The organism is Acidovorax sp. 107 (assembly GCF_003058055.1).
GTDB lineage: Bacteria > Pseudomonadota > Gammaproteobacteria > Burkholderiales > Burkholderiaceae_C > Acidovorax.
Map to the genome: position 1 here is coordinate 2,142,886 of NZ_QBTZ01000001.1, position 16,623 is coordinate 2,159,508.

Annotated in this window: 14 protein-coding genes; 7 read left to right on the forward strand and 7 right to left on the reverse strand. The window is 65.1% G+C overall.

Annotated features, from left to right (window positions below):
- Positions 1-214: 214 nt before the first annotated feature.
- Positions 215-4,339 (reverse strand): ATP-dependent RNA helicase HrpA, encoded by a 4,125-nt coding sequence (gene hrpA / locus C8C99_RS10075; RefSeq protein ID WP_056640495.1) that lies wholly within the window; start codon positions 4,337-4,339, stop codon positions 215-217.
- A gap of 329 nt (positions 4,340-4,668) precedes the next feature.
- Between hrpA and C8C99_RS10080 the strand changes: the two genes are divergently transcribed.
- The 3 genes from C8C99_RS10080 to argA all read left to right on the forward strand — a co-directional run bounded on the left by C8C99_RS10080 (position 4,669) and on the right by argA (position 7,068).
- On the forward strand, positions 4,669-4,920 hold the full coding sequence (locus C8C99_RS10080; protein ID WP_056640493.1) for a hypothetical protein: 252 nt from the start codon (positions 4,669-4,671) through the stop codon (positions 4,918-4,920).
- Positions 4,921-5,138: 218 nt separating this feature from the next.
- Positions 5,139-5,648 (forward strand): hypothetical protein, encoded by a 510-nt coding sequence (locus tag C8C99_RS10085; protein ID WP_056640490.1) that lies wholly within the window; start codon positions 5,139-5,141, stop codon positions 5,646-5,648.
- Positions 5,649-5,721: 73 nt separating this feature from the next.
- On the forward strand, positions 5,722-7,068 hold the full coding sequence (gene argA / locus C8C99_RS10090; RefSeq protein WP_056640487.1) for an amino-acid N-acetyltransferase: 1,347 nt from the start codon (positions 5,722-5,724) through the stop codon (positions 7,066-7,068).
- Here argA and bla read toward each other — a convergent pair.
- A complete protein-coding gene (gene bla, locus C8C99_RS10095) occupies positions 7,065-7,979 on the reverse strand; it encodes a class A beta-lactamase (protein ID WP_056640646.1) in 915 nt (304 codons plus the stop codon). The genes argA and bla overlap by 4 nt on opposite strands.
- A gap of 113 nt (positions 7,980-8,092) precedes the next feature.
- Here bla and C8C99_RS10100 point away from each other — a divergent pair, with 113 nt between their 5' ends.
- Positions 8,093-9,013 carry a LysR family transcriptional regulator gene (locus tag C8C99_RS10100; RefSeq protein WP_056640483.1) on the forward strand — a complete coding sequence of 307 codons (921 nt, stop codon included), beginning with the start codon at positions 8,093-8,095 and terminating at the stop codon, positions 9,011-9,013.
- A gap of 102 nt (positions 9,014-9,115) precedes the next feature.
- Here the strand turns inward: C8C99_RS10100 and C8C99_RS10105 are convergent, their stop codons facing one another.
- Positions 9,116-10,744 carry an HD family phosphohydrolase gene (locus tag C8C99_RS10105; protein WP_108625660.1) on the reverse strand — a complete coding sequence of 543 codons (1,629 nt, stop codon included), beginning with the start codon at positions 10,742-10,744 and terminating at the stop codon, positions 9,116-9,118.
- Positions 10,745-10,835: 91 nt separating this feature from the next.
- Between C8C99_RS10105 and C8C99_RS10110 the strand changes: the two genes are divergently transcribed.
- From C8C99_RS10110 to C8C99_RS10120, 3 genes are all read left to right on the forward strand, one after another.
- Complete coding sequence (locus C8C99_RS10110) at positions 10,836-11,843, forward strand: rhodanese-related sulfurtransferase (RefSeq protein WP_108625661.1); 1,008 nt, start codon at positions 10,836-10,838, stop codon at positions 11,841-11,843.
- Positions 11,840-12,508: a glutathione S-transferase gene (locus tag C8C99_RS10115; protein ID WP_108625662.1), complete on the forward strand. Its 669-nt coding sequence runs from the start codon at positions 11,840-11,842 to the stop codon at positions 12,506-12,508. The genes C8C99_RS10110 and C8C99_RS10115 overlap by 4 nt, the downstream gene beginning before the upstream one ends.
- 177 nt (positions 12,509-12,685) lie before the next feature.
- Positions 12,686-12,904 carry a hypothetical protein gene (locus C8C99_RS10120; protein WP_108625663.1) on the forward strand — a complete coding sequence of 73 codons (219 nt, stop codon included), beginning with the start codon at positions 12,686-12,688 and terminating at the stop codon, positions 12,902-12,904.
- Between the two features lie 141 nt (positions 12,905-13,045).
- Here the strand turns inward: C8C99_RS10120 and C8C99_RS10125 are convergent, their stop codons facing one another.
- The 4 genes from C8C99_RS10125 to cysT all read right to left on the reverse strand — a co-directional run bounded on the left by C8C99_RS10125 (position 13,046) and on the right by cysT (position 16,621).
- A complete protein-coding gene (locus C8C99_RS10125; RefSeq protein WP_108625664.1) occupies positions 13,046-13,582 on the reverse strand; it encodes a disulfide bond formation protein B in 537 nt (178 codons plus the stop codon).
- Positions 13,583-13,728: 146 nt separating this feature from the next.
- On the reverse strand, positions 13,729-14,853 hold the full coding sequence (locus C8C99_RS10130; RefSeq protein ID WP_056640465.1) for a sulfate/molybdate ABC transporter ATP-binding protein: 1,125 nt from the start codon (positions 14,851-14,853) through the stop codon (positions 13,729-13,731).
- The gene (cysW, locus tag C8C99_RS10135) at positions 14,850-15,755 is read right to left on the reverse strand and encodes a sulfate ABC transporter permease subunit CysW (protein ID WP_108625665.1); all 906 of its coding nucleotides are present in this window, start codon (positions 15,753-15,755) and stop codon (positions 14,850-14,852) included. Before cysW ends, C8C99_RS10130 begins: the two co-directional genes overlap by 4 nt.
- Positions 15,752-16,621, reverse strand: coding sequence for a sulfate ABC transporter permease subunit CysT (gene cysT, locus C8C99_RS10140; protein ID WP_108625666.1), 870 nt, complete (start codon positions 16,619-16,621; stop codon positions 15,752-15,754). The genes cysW and cysT overlap by 4 nt, the downstream gene beginning before the upstream one ends.
- Positions 16,622-16,623 lie beyond the last annotated feature (2 nt).

The window sequence follows — 16,623 nt, forward strand, 5'->3', positions numbered from 1 at the left end:
CACAGTATGGATGGAACCGGACACGCCAGAAAGAAGGTGGCCGTTGTGGCTGGCCTGAACTTCTGGTTCAGCCCCCGTCCCGAACAAGGCTGCCGCAAAGCGGCCACAGGGGCGCATGACCTTGCATGCATGCGCTGGGCGCAGGATGGCCAGTTTTCAACCTGCGACGAAGGGGGCACGACCGGCAACAGTCGCGGCCTTGGCGTCCCTCACGTCAACTCTGAATCTGTGCCCACAGCTTGTCCAGTCGCTTCACACTCACCGGCTGGGGCGTGCGCAGCTCCTGCGCGAAGAAGCTCACGCGCAGCTCCTCCAGTAGCCAGCGCAGCTCTTGCATGCGGGCATCCACGGCGCCCTTGCGCTCGGCAACCAGGCGCCAGTAGCGCTGCTCTTGCGGGCGCAGTTCAGCCAGCTTGGCGGCGTCGCGGGCTGGGTCGGCACGGACCTTGTCCAGGCGCAGGGTAATGGCCTTGAGGTAGCGCGCGTAGTGGGCCAGTTGCGCCCAGGGGGCGATGGCGATGAAGTTCTTGGGCACGAGACGCTGTAGCTGCTGCAGTGCGTCCGCTGTCGCCTCGGGGGCGCTCTTGGTGTCCTTGATCTTGCGGGCGGCAGCGGCGTATTCGATGAGGATGGTGCCCGCGAGACGCGCCACCTCGTTGGCAATCAGCGTCAGGCGTCCCCGGCCCTCTTCCACGCGGCGCTTGAAGTCGAAATCGTTGGTAGGCAGCGGGTCGAGCAAAAAGGCGCGGTCGAGCGCCACGTCGATGATCTGGTTGCGCAGTTCTTCCTGCGTGCCACCACCGGCCCCGTCAGGCGACCGCCCGACTTGCATGTAGGCCACGGCCATCTTCTGCAGGTCGGGGATGTTCTTTTCGAGATACTTGAGGGCGTCCTTGATCTGCAGCGCAAACAGGCGACGCAGTCCGGCGCGGTGCTTGGCGGCAGCCACCTCGGGTTCGTCGAAGACCTCGATGGTCACAGCGTCGCCACCGTCGATCAAGGCCGGAAAGCCGATCAGCGTCTGGCCCGCCTTCTTGATCTCCATGAGTTCAGGCAGCTCACCAAAGGTCCAGGTGGTGTAGCGCTGGCCAGCGGGAACGGAAGGGGCGGCGGGTGCAGAATGCGCGGCGCTGGCCGGCTTGGCTGAGGCATTGGGGCCATTTACTCCTGATTTAATAGCACCTTGGGCATGTTTCTCTAACGCATGCGGTGCTTTTTGCTTTAAATCCGTTGCATCAGCCGCTGTTCCGCCCAATTTGAGCCCCGCCAGCGCCTGGAAGGCCCCGCGCGCCTTGGCACCCCACTCCGCTTTGAGCGCGCCTAGGTTGCGGCCATGGCCCAGCTGGCGGCCATGCTCGTCCACCACCCGGAAGTTCATGAACAGGTGTGGGCTGAGCATGTCGAGCTTGAAGTCCGCACGCTTCACGTCGAGCGAGGTCTCATCGCGCACTTGCTTGAGCAGCACATCCGTCAGGCTGCCCGTGCCAAAGCGCTCGGGCGCGCCCAGCAGTTCAGCCAGGCGCGTGGCCGATTCGGGCAGCGGCACAAAGCGGCTACGCGGGCGCTGCGGCAGGCTCTTGAGCAGCGCCTGGATCTTGTCCTTGAGCATGCCGGGCACCAGCCATTCGCAGCGCTCGTCGCTCACCTGGTTGAGCACGAACAGCGGGATGGTCACGGTGATGCCGTCGCGCGCATCGCCGGGCTCGTGCAGGTAGCTGGCGGCGCAGTCCACGCCACCCAGGCGCACGGTCTTAGGAAACGCGTTGGTGGTGATGCCTGCAGCCTCGTGGCGCATCAGCTCTTCGCGGGTGAGCTTGAGCAGGTCGGGCTGCTTCTTGGACTCGTCTCGGTACCACGCTTCAAAGCTGTGGCCGCTGCACACCCCGGGCGGCAGTTGCTGGTCGTAGAAGGCGTAGATCAGCTCATCGTCCACCAGCACGTCCTGGCGGCGGGACTTGTGTTCCAGCTCCTCTACCTTGGCGATCAGCTTCTGGTTGGCGGCCAGGAAGGGCAGCTTGGTCTCCCAGTTGCCGCCCACCAGCGCCTCACGGATGAACACCTCACGCGCGGCGTGCGGGTCCACCTTGCCAAAGTTCACGCGGCGGTTGTTGTAAACCACGATGCCGTAGAGCGTGGCGCGCTCCAGCGCGACCACCTCGGCGGATTTTTTTTCCCAGTGCGGGTCGAGCAGTTGCTTGCGCAAAAGATGCCCGCCCATCTGCTCCAGCCACTGCGGCTCGATGGCGGCAATGCCGCGCCCAAACAGGCGCGTGGTTTCCACCAGCTCCGATGCAATGATCCAGCGACCGGGCTTCTTGTTGAGGTGCGCGCCCGGGTGCTTGTAGAACTTGATGCCCCGCGCGCCCAGGTACCAGTCTTCTTCGTCGCCCTTGGCGCCTACGTTGCCCAGCAGGCCGGCCAGCATCGACAGGTGCAGCTGCTCGTAGCTCGCCGGTTGGGTGTTGATCTGCCACTTGTGCTCGGTCACCACGGTGAGCAACTGGGTGTGGATGTCGCGCCACTCACGCAGGCGGCGGATGCTGATGAAGTTCTGGCGCAGCAGTTGCTCATATTGGCGGTTGCTGAGCTTGTGCGTAGCGGCTGGGGCCGCAGCGGGTGCGGCAGGTACTGGGGCAGGACGACCACCGCCGCTGCGCTGCGCCACCGGCAAGTAGGCTTGCGATGGAGCCTTCTGCGCCGCCATGGCCTTCTGCGCGCGGGCCGACGGCAGGCTGGGCGCCCCGCCCCGGGCCTCGTTGATCCACTTCCACAGCTTCAGATACCCGCTGAACTCGCTCTTGTCGTCGTCAAACTTGGCGTGGGCCTGGTCGGCCTGCTGCTGCGCCTCCATGGGGCGGTCGCGCACGTCCTGCACGCTCAAGGCGCTGGCAATCACCAGCACTTCATCCAGCGCCTTGCGATCGCGTGCCTCGATGATCATGCGGCCCACGCGCGGGTCCAGCGGCAAGCGCGACAGCTCCACACCCATGGGGGTCAGCTCGTTGGCATCGTCCACGGCACCCAATTCGGCCAGCAACTGATAGCCGTCGGCAATGGCACGGCCCGAGGGCGCCTCGATGAACGGGAACTGCACCACGTCGCCCAAGTGCAGCGACTTCATGCGCAGGATGACGCCGGCCAGCGAGCTGCGCAAAATTTCGGGGTCAGTAAAGCGCGGACGGCTGTTGAAATCTGCCTCGTCGTACAGGCGGATGCAGATACCGTTGGCCACCCGGCCGCAGCGGCCCGCGCGCTGGTTGGCGGCGGCCTGACTGATGGGCTCGACCAGCAGTTGCTCGACCTTGCTACGAAATGAATAGCGCTTGACGCGCGCTGTGCCTGCATCAATGACGTATCGGATGCCCGGCACGGTGAGCGAGGTTTCCGCCACGTTGGTGGCCAGCACAATGCGGCGGCCCGTGTGGCCGTCAAAGATGCGATCCTGCTCGGCTTGCGACAGGCGCGCGAACAGCGGCAGCACCTCGGCGTTGCGCATCACGGGCTGGTGCGAAAGGTGCTTGCGCAAATGGTCTGCCGCCTCGCGGATCTCACGCTCCCCGGGCAAGAAGACCAGGATGTCGCCCGCCGCGTTGCCCTGCCACAGCTCGTCCACGCCATCGGCAATGGCCTCGTTCAGGCCGTAGTCGCGGCTTTCTTCAAACGGGCGGTAGCGTTGCTCCACCGGAAAGGTGCGGCCCGACACCATGATGACCGGGGCCGGGCCCTTGGCGCTTTCAAAGTGTTTGGCAAACCGGTCGGCATCAATCGTGGCCGACGTGACGATGACCTTCAGGTCCGGCCGGCGCGGCAGGATCTGGCGGATGTAGCCCAGCAGGAAGTCGATGTTGAGGCTGCGCTCGTGCGCCTCGTCGATGATGATGGTGTCGTAGGCCTTGAGCAGCGGATCGGTCTGCGTCTCGGCCAGCAAGATGCCGTCGGTCATCAGCTTGACGGAGGCATCGCGGCTCAAGCGGTCCTGAAACCGCACCTTGAAGCCCACCACATCACCCAGCGGCGTGTTCAGCTCTTCGGCAATGCGCTTGGCCACGCTGCTGGCCGCAATGCGGCGAGGCTGGGTATGGCCGATGAGCTGGCCCTTCTGGCCTGGCTTGGCATTGCACTTGCCCCGGCCCAGCGCCAGTGCAATCTTGGGCAGCTGGGTGGTCTTGCCCGACCCAGTTTCACCGCACACGATGATCACCTGGTGCTTGGTGATGGCCTCCATGATCTCTTCGCGCTTGCCCGATACGGGCAGGGATTCTGGGAACTCGATGGTGAACGCGCGGGGAGAAGGCGGATGGGAAGGCTCTGGCGGCCGCTGCTGATCGGGAGAAGACATGGGGCGCAATTATCGGGCCGCGCTGTGCGTTTGGCGCGACAGACGGGCTTATGCCCCCAGCGCTCGCTTGCCACGCGCTGCGCGCGTCGCCACAATCGCGCCTTCGTTGTTCAGCCAGGTTTGGGTCTGTCACCCGCCGCTGAAAACCACCTGGAGGTCACTGCTATGTCTGCCCGCTCGTCCGCTCCCGCCTGATCACTTCCACCGCCCCGGCTGGACTGTGTCTTCACGCATCCAGCCAAGGCAGACCGGCGCCCTCTTGCACCCTGTGCAGCGCTCCCCAAGCCCTGGCTATTTCGCCGGGGTTTTTTGTTTGGTGGAACGCACACATGAGTGCCAAGAAATTGTCTCGGGCCTTTGCCCAGGGTGAAATCAAGAAGCTGCGCCGCATGAAGCAGCCCCTGGTGCTGACGCTCGAAGCCTCGGGCCCGCCCCGAAACCCGGTGGCCATTGCACTGGCCCAACGCAGCCTGTCCAGCGCGGCAGGCAAGCACATCCGAGACCGTGGGGCCCAACGCCGTGCGGACAACGTCGCCCTGCGCAAGGCAACACTTAACGCACGCTTTGCCGAGAGCGACTGAGGGGTGGCCAATGAACGCCGTGGAGCCCTTATTGCCTGCCCTGTCTCAAGCAGCCGCTACGTACCACCCAAAGCGCAGCCCCGACCAAAGCCGGGCCGCAAAGGCTGACTTAGCCACGGGGCCAGTCACCCACCACACGACCCGGCATCTCCGTGGCATGCTCCTGCCACACCATTGCATTGCCGCGTATGCACGCAGGTCTGCCACCAGGAACCGCCATGGCCCACGGTTTTTCAGAATCATCCAACGGGGTGCGTTACGCGGAGCACATTTCCGTGCCCATGCGCCTGTTTGTGGGCCTGCTCAGCGCGGCGATGTTCTTGATTCCGGTCCCCTTTGTGCAACATGCCAGCACCGCCACTCCGTGGCCTCACCTCCTCCTGGCCGCCGCCTGCGTGCTGGCGGCCAGCGCGATGGGGTTGCTGTTCATGGCCATTGCAATGGGACGGGTGCTCACGCTGCAGTTCGACGCCGCCCGGCGATGCATGGTGCGCACGTCCCGCTGGCCGCTGGGTGCGCGCAGCACCTCCATTGCATTCGACCAGATCGCGCCGCCCGACATCCAGCGACGCGAATCGGAAGACGGTCCCTACTATGTGCTGCGCCTGGCGGTACAGGGGGAGCGCCCCCTGCAACTGGGCGGCTTTGACCGCAGGGAAGAAGCCGAGCACTGGTGCCACCGCATCGCTGCGCTGGTAAGGCCTGGCATCCACTCGGCGCCCGGATGAAGGAGCAGGTTCTAAGGACACTTATCATTCGCACCTCGCACATTTCCGCCACCGCCCCACGCCACCTCCGTCCATGTCCGCCGTCTTCAACTTCACCTTTGTCCCCTGGTTCCGCTCGGTGGCGCCCTACATCCACAAATTTCGCAACCAGACGTTTGTGATCGGGCTCACGGGTGAGGCCATCGCGGCAGGCAAACTGCACAGCATTGCGCAAGACCTGGCGCTGATCCAGGCCATGGGCGTCAAGATCGTGCTGGTGCACGGTTTTCGCCCGCAGGTGAACGAGCAGCTCGCGGCCAAGGGGCATGCGGCCAAGTATTCGCACGGCATCCGCATCACCGACTCGGTGGCCCTCGATTGCGCGCAAGAGGCTGCGGGCCAGCTGCGCTACGAGATCGAGGCGGCCTTCAGCCAAGGCCTACCCAACACACCCATGGCAGGCGCCACCGTGCGAGTGATCTCGGGCAACTTTCTCACGGCGCGGCCCGTGGGCATTGTGGATGGGGTGGATTTTCAGCACTCGGGCCTGGTGCGCAAGGTGGATGTGGCCGGCATTCAGCGCACGCTGGACATGGGGGCGCTGGTGCTGCTGTCTCCGTTTGGCTTCTCGCCCACGGGCGAGGCCTTCAACCTGAGCATGGAAGAAGTGGCGACCAGCGTGGCCATCGAGTTGCGGGCTGACAAGCTGATCTTTTTGACCGAGGTGCAGGGCATCCGCATGTCGCCCACCGAGCCCGAGAGTGACGACAACCCCATCGACACCGAGCTGCCGCTGGCCGCTGCGCAGGCCCTGCTGGCCCAGTTGCCACCCGCCCAGCAGCCCACCGACACTGGCTTTTATCTGCAGCACTGCGTGAAGGCCTGCAAGGCCGGCGTGGAGCGCAGCCACATCCTGCCGTTTGCGGTGGATGGCTCGCTGCTGCTGGAGGTGTATGTGCACGACGGCATCGGCACCATGGTCATCGACGAAAAGCTGGAAGAGCTGCGCGAGGCCACCATCGACGACGTGGGCGGCATCCTGCAGCTGATCGAGCCCTTCGAGAAGGACGGTACGTTGGTCAAGCGCGACCGCACCGAGATCGAACGCGACATCTCCACCTACACCATCATCGAGCACGACGGCGTGATCTTCGGCTGCGCCGCGCTCTACCCCTACCCCGAGGCCAAGACGGCGGAGATGGCCGCCGTGACCGTATCGCCACAAAGCCAGGGCACGGGCGACGGCGAAAAGCTGCTCAAACGCATCGAGCAGCGTGCACGCCTGCTGGGGCTGGACAGCATCTTTGTGCTGACCACCCGCACCATGCACTGGTTCATCAAGCGCGGCTTCTCGCCGGTAGACCCTGACTGGCTGCCCGACGCCCGCAAGCGCAAGTACAACTGGGATCGCAAGAGCCAAGTGCTGGTCAAGAAGCTCTAAGCACGGGTGAAAGTCTCGTGTGCGGCCGCCACGGCGCGCGCCACCTGGGCAATCGCCGCATCCCGCTGCTCGGGCGACGCCATGGAGCGCGTGAGGTAACAGGTCACCAGCACCGGGGCGCCGCCGCCCTGCGGCCACAACACGCCGATGTCGTTGGCCGTGCCGCTGTCGCCCGCCGTGCCTGTCTTGTCGCCCACCTTCCAGCCCGGCACACCGGCGCGCAGCCGTTTGTCGCCCGTGCTGGTCTCCACCAGCCAGCGCTGCAGCCAGGCCCGGGACGTGGGGCTGAGCGCGTTGCCCAGCACCAGTTTCTGCATGGTCTGCCGCATGGCCAGCGGCGTGGTGGTGTCACGCGGGTCGCCCACGGCAGCCTCATTCAGTGTGGGCTCCGTGCGGTCCAGCCGCGTGACCTCATCACCCAGGGAACGCACGAATGCGGTGAACCCGGCCGGGCCGCCGTGGCGGGCCAGCAGCACATTGGCGGCGGTGTTGTCGCTCAGGCTCACGGTGGCAGCGCACAGCTCTCCCACCGTCAGGCCACCACCATCGCCCGCGCGCGGGCCGCTGACGGGCGAGTACGCCACCACGTCGGCCGCTGCGTAGTGCACACGTGCATCCAGCCGCTCTTTGCCCTGGTCCACCAAAGCCAGCATCCAGCCGGCGAGCACCAGCTTGAAGGTGCTGGCCATGGCAAACCGCTCGTCTTGCCGCCAGCCCAGCGCCAGGCCCGACCCGGTATCGAGCATGGCCACACCCAGGCGGCCCTGGGCGGCGCGTTCGATGCCGGCGAGGGTGTCTTTCCAGACGCGGGTGGTCTGGTCGCGGCGGTCCGGGTTGCAGACGGCAGCGCAACCCCACAAAGGCAGGGCCGTGGCGGCCATCAAACCCAAGGAAAACTGTCTTCTTTGCATATCGATGGAAAGCGTGTTGAGGAACAAGGCCCGAACGATACTGGGGTTCAGCCCCCAGCACCATCGACAATAATTGCCAAAAGCCCCAAGAAAAACTTTGACCTTTTGGCGCCATGCACTTGCCGCTCAACGCCCTGCGTGCCTTCGAGGCCTCGGCCCGCCACCTGAACCTCACGCGCGCCGCCCAGGAGCTGCACGTAACCCAGACCGCCGTGAGCCAGCACATCCGCAAGCTGGAAGACCGGCTGGGCAAACCGCTGTTCCGGCGCCTGCCGCGCGGGCTGGCACTGACGGATGAAGGCCAGGCACTGCTGCCCGTGGTGGTGGAGTCGTTCGGCAACTTGCAGCGCGCCCTGGAGAAGCTGGGCGACACCCGCCCGCGCGAGGTGCTGACCGTGGGGGCTGTGGGGACGTTTGCGGTGGGTTGGTTGCTGCCACGGCTGCGCGATTTTCAGCAGGCCTGCCCCTTTGTGGATCTGCGCCTGCTCACGCACAACAACCGGGTGGACATGGCGGGCGAAGGGCTGGACTACGCCATCCGCTTTGGCGACGGCGCCTGGCACGGCACGCAAGCCGACCGCATCATGGATGCGCCCATGTCGGTGATGTGCTCACCCGCCCTGGCCCACGGCCTGCGCACGGCTGCCGACCTGGCGCGCCAGCCTTTGCTGCGCAGCTACCGCACCGACGAATGGACGGCCTGGTTTGAGGCGGTGGGGGCGCCCTGCCCCGTGGTGCGTGGCGCGGTGTTCGACTCGTCCCTCACCCTGGCCGAAGCAGCGGCGCAGGGCGCGGGCGTGGCGCTGTTGCCGGTGACGATGTTCGCGCGCGAACTGCAGCAGGGCCGTCTGGCACAGCCCTTCGCACAAGAGCTGCACCGGGGCGCCTACTGGCTGACGCGGCTGCAGTCCCGCCCTGCCACGGGGGCCATGACGGCGTTTCGGGACTGGCTGCTGGCGCAGGCCAGCGCCGGGGCGGGGGCAGCACTGGTACCAGCGCCATCGCAGAGAAATTGGAGTGATTTAGGCCGGTAGCGCTAGTGTATATTGCGCTAATAGCTATCAATTAAATAGCAAACCATCCGAAGGCATCGGTGCGCGCTATGGGACGATGCGCCACCCGGGCGCCCGGCGAAATCAAAAACCCATCGCCGTCACATCCACCGCGTCCACCTGCCCCGCCTCCAGAAACTGTTCGCCATACCGCAGGTACACACGCTCCCGCACAAACACCTCGAACAGGTCGGGGTCGATGTGTCCGTTGTCCCGCATGCGGCACATGATGGCCAGCGCCTGCGACAAGGTCATGCCGCTCTTGTAAGGCCGGTCGGCCGCCGTGAGCGCCTCGAAGATGTCGGCGACGCCCATCATGCGGGCCTGCAGCGACATCTGCTCGCGCGTGAGGCCGCGCGGGTAGCCCTTGCCGTCCATGCGCTCGTGGTGGCCGCCTGCGTATTCGGGCACGTTTTGGAGGTGCCGCGGCCAGGGCAGCGTCTCCAGCATCTTGATGGTGGCAACGATGTGGTAGTTGATGGTGTCGCGCTCGGCCTGGTTCAGGGTGCCGGCTCGGATGGTGAGGTTCTCCACCTCCTCGGCCGTCAAAAAGCTCGTCTGAACGCCTTGCGGGTTGCGCCAGTGGCGCATGGCGGCGATGTCGCGCACACGCTGCTGGTCCTCGGGGCGCATGGCCTCGGTGCCGGTGTTGCAGTGGCGCAGAAACTCGCGGTCGTCCTCCAGCGCCTGGATCTCGTGCTGCAGGGCCTGCAGCTCCTGCCCCTCGGCACGCGCGTCCACCACCGGGCGCAGCGCCAGCTGGCGGCGCAGCGCAACCAGCTCGGCATCGCGCTTGAGCACTTCAAACCGCGTGTCCACCAGGCCGATGCGGTCGTAGATGGTTTGCAGCTTGGTCGCCTTGTCCACCACATGCACGGGCGTGGTAATCTTGCCGCAGTCGTGCAGCAGGCCCGCCATCTTGAGTTCGTAGCGGTCGCGGTCGCTCATCTTGAACGCAGCCAGCGGCCCCTCGCGGGTGGCATCCACGGCTTCGGCCAGCATCATGGTGAGGGCCGGCACGCGCTGGCAGTGGCCGCCGGTGTAGGGCGATTTTTCGTCGATGGCCAGGTTGATCAGGTTCACAAACGACTCAAACAGCCGCTCGAGCTGCGTGATGAGCAGCCGGTTGGTCAGCGCAATGGCCGCTTGCGACGCGAGCGACTCGGCCAAGCTCTGGTCGGCTTGCGAGAAAGTGATGACTTCGCCTGTCTCCGGGTCGCGCGCATTGATGAGCTGCAGCACGCCGATGAGTTCAAGATCGTGGTTCTTCATCGGCACCGTGAGGAACGACTGCGACCGGTAGCCCGTGCGCACATCAAACGCGCGTGTGCCCGAAAAATCAAACCCCGCCGCGCTGTAAGCGTCGGCAATGTTCACCGTGCGGTCGTGGATTGCAGCGTGGGCCGCCACCAGCGAATCGTTGGGCGCGCCATCGACCGTGCGCAGGGGCAGCAGCGGCAGCTCGATGGGCTTGCCGGTCGTGCCCCCGAGGCGGATGCCCAGCGAATCCGTGCGCAGGATCTCGAACTTGAGGGCTGACTGGTCTTCCGTCACGCTGTAGAGCGTGCCGCCATCGGCCCCGGTGATGGTCTTGGCGGCCTCCAGGATGTTCTCCAGCAGCCGGTCGATGTCCCGCTCGCGCGAGAGCGCGGCGCCGATGCCGTTGAGCTGCTCCAGCCGACGGAACAGATTGAGAGTGGATTCCTTGCTCATGCGACCACCTTGCAAGCAGCGTTGGTAACCCCGCATCGTAACGAAAGGTGACAGCTATCATCACCTTTCCTGTTTCAAAAACGCCCAATTCGTGGACTCGGTCACACCCCGCTTTCTCACCGCCGCGCTTTACCAGTTTGTGGACCTGCCCGACTTCGCAGCGCTGCGCGAGCCCCTGCAGGCCCTGTGCGACGCCCATGGCGTGCGCGGCATGCTGCTGCTGGCGCCCGAGGGCATCAACGGCACCATTGCGGGCGAACCGCAGGGCGTGCACGCCGTGCTGGCGTGGCTGCGCAGCGATGCGCGCTTTGCCGCCCTGCAGCACAAGGAGGCGCTGGCCGAGCGCATACCCTTCTATCGCATGCGCGTGCGCCTCAAGCGCGAGATCGTCACCCTGGGCGTGCCGGGCCTGAACCCCGCGCGCAATGCGGGCACCTACGTCAAACCCGAGGACTGGAACGCCCTCATCGACGACCCGGGCGTGGTGGTGGTGGACACGCGCAACGACTACGAGGTGGGCATTGGCACGTTTGAGCGCGCCATCAACCCACACACGCAGACCTTTGCGGAGTTCCCGGCCTGGGTCGAAAAAGAGAAACAACCCGGCGGCGTGCTGGCAGGCAAGCCCAAAGTCGCCATGTTCTGCACCGGCGGCATCCGCTGCGAAAAATCCACTGCGCTCCTCAAATCGCAAGGCTTTGACGAGGTCTACCACCTGGAAGGCGGCATCCTCAAATACCTGGAAACCGTGCCCGAAGAATCCAGCCGCTGGCAGGGTGACTGCTTTGTGTTTGACGAGCGCGTGTCCGTAGGCCACGGCCTCGCACCAGGCCACTACCAGCTGTGCCGCTCCTGCCGCATGCCACTGGGAGAGGCCGAACTGCAGTCGCCCCATTACGTGCCCGGCGTGAGCTGCCCGTACTGCCACGGCACCCGCACGCCCGAGCAGGAACGCGCCCTGGCCGAGCGCGAGCGCCAGATGCAACTGGCCCGGCAACGCGGGCAGGAGCACATCGGCGCACAGCAACCCGGCCGCCCCGAGCGCAGTGCAGGCCAGGGCTCGGGCGCGGGCGACGATGGTATGGGTGACACGGCGTGACCGCCCTGCCCATCCTGTACTCCTTCCGCCGCTGTCCTTATGCCATGCGCGCCCGCCTGGCCCTGGCCGTGAGTGGCCAGGCTTGCGAACTGCGCGAGGTGGTGCTCAAGAACAAGCCCCAGGGTTTGCTGCTGGCATCGCCCAAAGGCACTGTGCCGGTGCTGGTGCTGCCCAGCGGCCAGGTGCTGGAGCAGAGCCTGGACATCATGCTGTGGGCGCTGGCGCAGCACGACCCGGAAGGCTGGCTCAACCCCAGCAACGGCACCGTGGCGGACATGCTGGCGCTGATTGCAGAATGCGACGGCCCTTTCAAGCAGGCGTTGGACCGGTGCAAATACCCCGGCCGCTACCCCGATGCCGACGCGGCCCTGGCACGCGCCCAAGCCGTGGATTGGTTGCAAACGCTGGAGAGCAGACTGACCGAATGCACCGGTCTGTTTGGCGACCGGGCAACCCTTGCCGACATGGCCATTGCGCCCTTCGTACGGCAGTTTGCGGGCATTGACGCCGCTTGGTGGAGCGCCCAGCCTTGGCCGCGCTTGCAGGCCTGGCTGGCGCAGTGGCAGTCCAACCCGCTGTTTGACCATGTGATGCCCAAATTGCCCGCCTGGTTGGACGGCACGGAAGGCGTGCTGTTTCCGAACGGAGCCGGAGTGGCAGACTGACACTAATGTCCCGGCCCTGCTTGAGATCTGTGCTTCGGGCATCATCTTCTTCAGACACCCCACGCTCCAGGCACCAAGGGTGGCCAGAACACCCCCTCTGTCGGCCGTGCGCACGCCCCAAGCCCTGCTCAGATTCACAGCGCAGAGCCCTTTCCAAGAACCCTTGATGGACCCTACATGAAGATCATCGACGAGATGCTGAACCTGGACCTGCTCACCCGTGAGCAGCACGTGCAAATCAGCGCGTGGATTGCACGATCTGCCTCGCCTGACGAGATCTTGCAAATGCCCGCTCCCCTGTGGCAGGCCGTGGAGCGCGCCAGCCAGACCATGGGCATCAACGAGGACCTTCTGCGTCCGCCGGCGCTGGACGCTGGGGGCGTGGTGCCGGGCTAGCCTGCACCCTTGCGGTTGCCCAGGCACTCCGGGGCGGTCTGCGCTTCTTGCAGCAGAAGGCCTGGCGTTTGAAGTCCGCCCCTGAACAGAAAAGGCGCTCCACGGAGCGCCTTTTTCATGAAAGTCTGTACACCACAGGCATCAGGCCATCGAATAGCCTGCGCCCCGCTTGTTGCCGCCCTTCAGCGCTCGCGCCAACAGTACCAGCAGCACCAGGCCAAACCCCACGAAGCAGACGAACGACCAGTTGGCAATCGAGCCACCCAGGAAGGTCCAGTCAATCGCAGTGCAATCTCCCGAGCCTCGGAAGATCATGGGTATGGCGCGGCTGATGGGGTAGTTTTCGATCATGCCGTAGAAGTCGCGGCCACAGGTGGCGATCTCCGGGGGGTACCACTGCAGCCAGCTCTGGCGGGCCGCCACAAAGGCGCCAAACCCGGCAGTGAGCACAGCCAATACCGCCCAGGTCATCCACCAGCCCTTATTGCCCCGTGCGCTTGCCAGGGCGGTGAAGACTGCCACGCCAATGAGTGCATAGCGCTGCACGATGCACATGGGGCAAGGCTCCAGGCCCACCACGTGTTGCAGGTACATGCCAAAGGCCAGCATCGCCACACAGGCCATGCTGATCAGTGCCAGCACGCGGCGCGGGGCCTGATCGATCCAGTTCAACAACATCTTTGTTATCCCTCATCCAACAGTAACCGCCCAGGGCATTGCCTCTGAAACCGTTACTCCCCAAGCATGCGGACGGCCAGCAAGGGCCGTCCCGCAGAAGAGGTCGTCGTCCCCTCGGGGGAAGACGCGAAGCGGCTCAGGGAGAATCAAATCCCAGCGGCGTGATCCAAAAACACTCGGGCGCGGCGCGGTGTCACCACCAGCGTTTCGCCCTCTTTGAAACCCATCTCCTTGAACTGCTGCGCAGGGATCTGCGCTTCGATCAAGGGGTCCGGGGACGCATTGTCCGCTGGTTTGTGGTCGCCCGAGGGAATAAGTTCCAGTCGCGCAATCGGCCCCACCACAATGGCGCGGCTCAGCTGGGCCACGATGCCACGGGGGCGGCCCTCGGCGTCCAGACCTGCGCCGGGGGAGTAACGCTCCACGTCCAGGTCGTGCGGACGCACATAGGCAAAGGCCTTGGCGTTCTGTGCGGCCTGGTGCTCGGGCGAGTCGATCTGCATGCCTTCGAGATGCACCAGACCCTCGTGGGCACGCCCATGGAACAGATTCACGTCGCCCAAAAAGCCATACACGAATGGGCTGGCGGGCTGGTCCCACACCTGCTGGGGCGAGCCACTCTGCTCGATCTTGCCCTGGTTGATCACCACCACGCGGTCGGCCACTTCCAGCGCTTCTTCCTGGTCGTGGGTCACGAAGATGGAGGTGACATGCAGCTCGTCGTGCAGGCGGCGCAGCCAGCGGCGCAGTTCCTTGCGCACCTTGGCGTCCAGCGCGCCAAAGGGTTCATCCAGCAGCAGCACCTTGGGCTCCACCGCCAGGGCGCGGGCCAGGGCGATGCGCTGGCGCTGGCCGCCCGACAGCTGCGAGGGGTAGCGCTCGGCCAGCCAGTCGAGCTGCACCAGCTTGAGCAGGTCCATCACCTTTTTCTTGATCTGCGCCTCGCTCGGGCGCTCGCTGCGGGGCTTGACGCGCAGGCCAAAGGCCACGTTTTCGAACACCGTCATGTGGCGGAACAGTGCGTAGTGCTGGAACACGAAGCCCACGTTGCGCTCGCGCACATGCACGTCGGTGGTGTCTTCGCCGCTGAAGTGGATGGTGCCCACATCGGCCGTCTCCAAGCCCGCGATGATGCGCAGCAGCGTGGTCTTGCCGCAGCCCGAGGGGCCCAGCAGCGCGATGAGTTCGCCCGAGGCGATATCGAGGCTCACATCGCGCAGGGCCTGGAAATCACCAAACTGCTTGCTGACGTTACGGATTTCGATGCTCATGGTGTCGTTCCTTGGGAGGGCCGCTCGGGGGGGAGTTCTGCGGCGGCCTTCAGAGCCTGTTCATTGCGGTGTTCGGCAATCGTCTTGATGACCAGCGTGACCAATGCCAGCAGAGCCAGCAGCGAGGCGGCAGCGAACGCTGCCACGGACTGGTATTCGTTGTAGAGAATCTCGACGTGCAGCGGAATGGTGTTGGTCTGCCCCCGGATGTGGCCCGACACCACCGACACCGCGCCAAACTCGCCCATGGCGCGTGCGTTGCACAGGATCACGCCGTACAGCAGGCCCCACTTGATGTTGGGCAGCGTCACATACCAAAAGGTCTGCCAGCCGCTGGCACCCAGCACGATCGCGGCCTGCTCCTCGTCGTTGCCCTGAGCCTGCATCAGCGGGATCAGCTCGCGCGCGATGAACGGGAAGGTCACGAAGATGGTAGCCAGCACGATGCCCGGCACGGCAAAGATGATCTTGATGTCGTGCTCCTGCAACCAGGGACCAAACCAGCCGTTGGCGCCGAACATGAGCACATACACCAGCCCGGCTACCACGGGCGATACCGAGAACGGCAGGTCCACCAGCGTGGTCAGAAAGGCCTTGCCTCTGAACTCGTACTTGGCAATGCACCAGGCCGCCGCCACACCAAACACCAGGTTCAGCGGCACCGCGATGAGTGCGGTGATCAGTGTGAGCTTGATGGCCGACCAGGCATCGGGCTCGCGCAGGCCTTCGAGGTACGCGCCAAAGCCCTTGCGCAGCGCCTCGGCAAACACTGCGGCCAGTGGCAGCACCAAAAACAGCAGCATGAACGCCAGCGCAACGCCGATCAGCGTGTAGCGCACCCACCGCGCTTCCGTGGTGCCTGCTTGTGCACGGCGAATGGTTCGGGAGTTGTTGCCGCTCATGCCGGAGCCCCCGCGTGGCGGCGCTGCCAGGCTTGCAGCGCGTTGATGATGAGCAGCAGGATGAAGGAGATGACCAGCATCACCACAGCCACCGCGGTGGCGCCTGCGTAGTCGTACTGCTCCAGCTTGCCGATGATGATCAGCGGCGTGATCTCCGACACCATGGGCATGTTGCCGGCGATGAAGATCACCGAGCCATATTCACCCACGGCCCGCGCAAACGCCATGGCAAAGCCGGTGAGCAGTGCGGGCGTGATGGAGGGCAGGATGACCATGGTGAAGGTCTGCCACCGCGTGGCGCCCAGGCAGGTGGCAGCTTCTTCGAGTTCTTTCTCGGCATCCTCCAGGACCGGTTGCACCGTGCGCACCACAAACGGCAGGCCGATGAAGATCAGCGCAATCACGATGCCTGCGGGCTTGAACGCGAGCTGGATACCCATGGGCTCCAGAATGCTGCCCACCCAGCCATTGCCCGCCAGCAGGGCGGTGAGCGAGATGCCCGCCACAGCCGTAGGCAGCGCAAACGGCAGGTCCACCAGCGCGTCCACGATCTTCTTGCCCGGAAACTTGTAGCGCACCAGCACCCAGGCGATCAGCAGGCCAAACACCAGGTTGACCAGCGCCGCCATCAGCGATGCGCCAAAGGTGAGCCGGTATGAAGCCAGCACGCGCGGCGCACTGATGGCCGCCCAGAACTGGTCCCAGGTGAGGGTGAAGGTCTTGAAGATCAGTGCCGACAGCGGGATCAGCACGATGATGCTCAAGTAAAACAGGGTGTAGCCCAGAGACAGCCCGAAGCCGGGTAGCACACGCTTGGGCGTGCGCCGTCCGGCCGGGGCTGCGGCCACAGCAGTCGCAGTGGTCATAG

What these genes read in the sequence shown, in the direction of transcription:
- C8C99_RS10080 (WP_056640493.1), top strand. Translation starts at nt 4,669, where the DNA reads ATGAGTGCCAAGAAATTGTCTCGGGCCTTTGCCCAGGGTGAAATCAAG.
- C8C99_RS10100 (WP_056640483.1), top strand. Translation starts at nt 8,093, where the DNA reads ATGCACTTGCCGCTCAACGCCCTGCGTGCCTTCGAGGCCTCGGCCCGC.
- bla (WP_056640646.1), bottom strand. Translation starts at nt 7,979, where the DNA reads ATGCAAAGAAGACAGTTTTCCTTGGGTTTGATGGCCGCCACGGCCCTG.
- hrpA (WP_056640495.1), bottom strand. Translation starts at nt 4,339, where the DNA reads ATGTCTTCTCCCGATCAGCAGCGGCCGCCAGAGCCTTCCCATCCGCCT.
- argA (WP_056640487.1), top strand. Translation starts at nt 5,722, where the DNA reads ATGTCCGCCGTCTTCAACTTCACCTTTGTCCCCTGGTTCCGCTCGGTG.
- C8C99_RS10125 (WP_108625664.1), bottom strand. Translation starts at nt 13,582, where the DNA reads ATGTTGTTGAACTGGATCGATCAGGCCCCGCGCCGCGTGCTGGCACTG.
- cysT (WP_108625666.1), bottom strand. Translation starts at nt 16,621, where the DNA reads ATGACCACTGCGACTGCTGTGGCCGCAGCCCCGGCCGGACGGCGCACG.
- C8C99_RS10130 (WP_056640465.1), bottom strand. Translation starts at nt 14,853, where the DNA reads ATGAGCATCGAAATCCGTAACGTCAGCAAGCAGTTTGGTGATTTCCAG.
- cysW (WP_108625665.1), bottom strand. Translation starts at nt 15,755, where the DNA reads ATGAGCGGCAACAACTCCCGAACCATTCGCCGTGCACAAGCAGGCACC.
- C8C99_RS10120 (WP_108625663.1), top strand. Translation starts at nt 12,686, where the DNA reads ATGAAGATCATCGACGAGATGCTGAACCTGGACCTGCTCACCCGTGAG.
- C8C99_RS10105 (WP_108625660.1), bottom strand. Translation starts at nt 10,744, where the DNA reads ATGAGCAAGGAATCCACTCTCAATCTGTTCCGTCGGCTGGAGCAGCTC.
- C8C99_RS10085 (WP_056640490.1), top strand. Translation starts at nt 5,139, where the DNA reads ATGGCCCACGGTTTTTCAGAATCATCCAACGGGGTGCGTTACGCGGAG.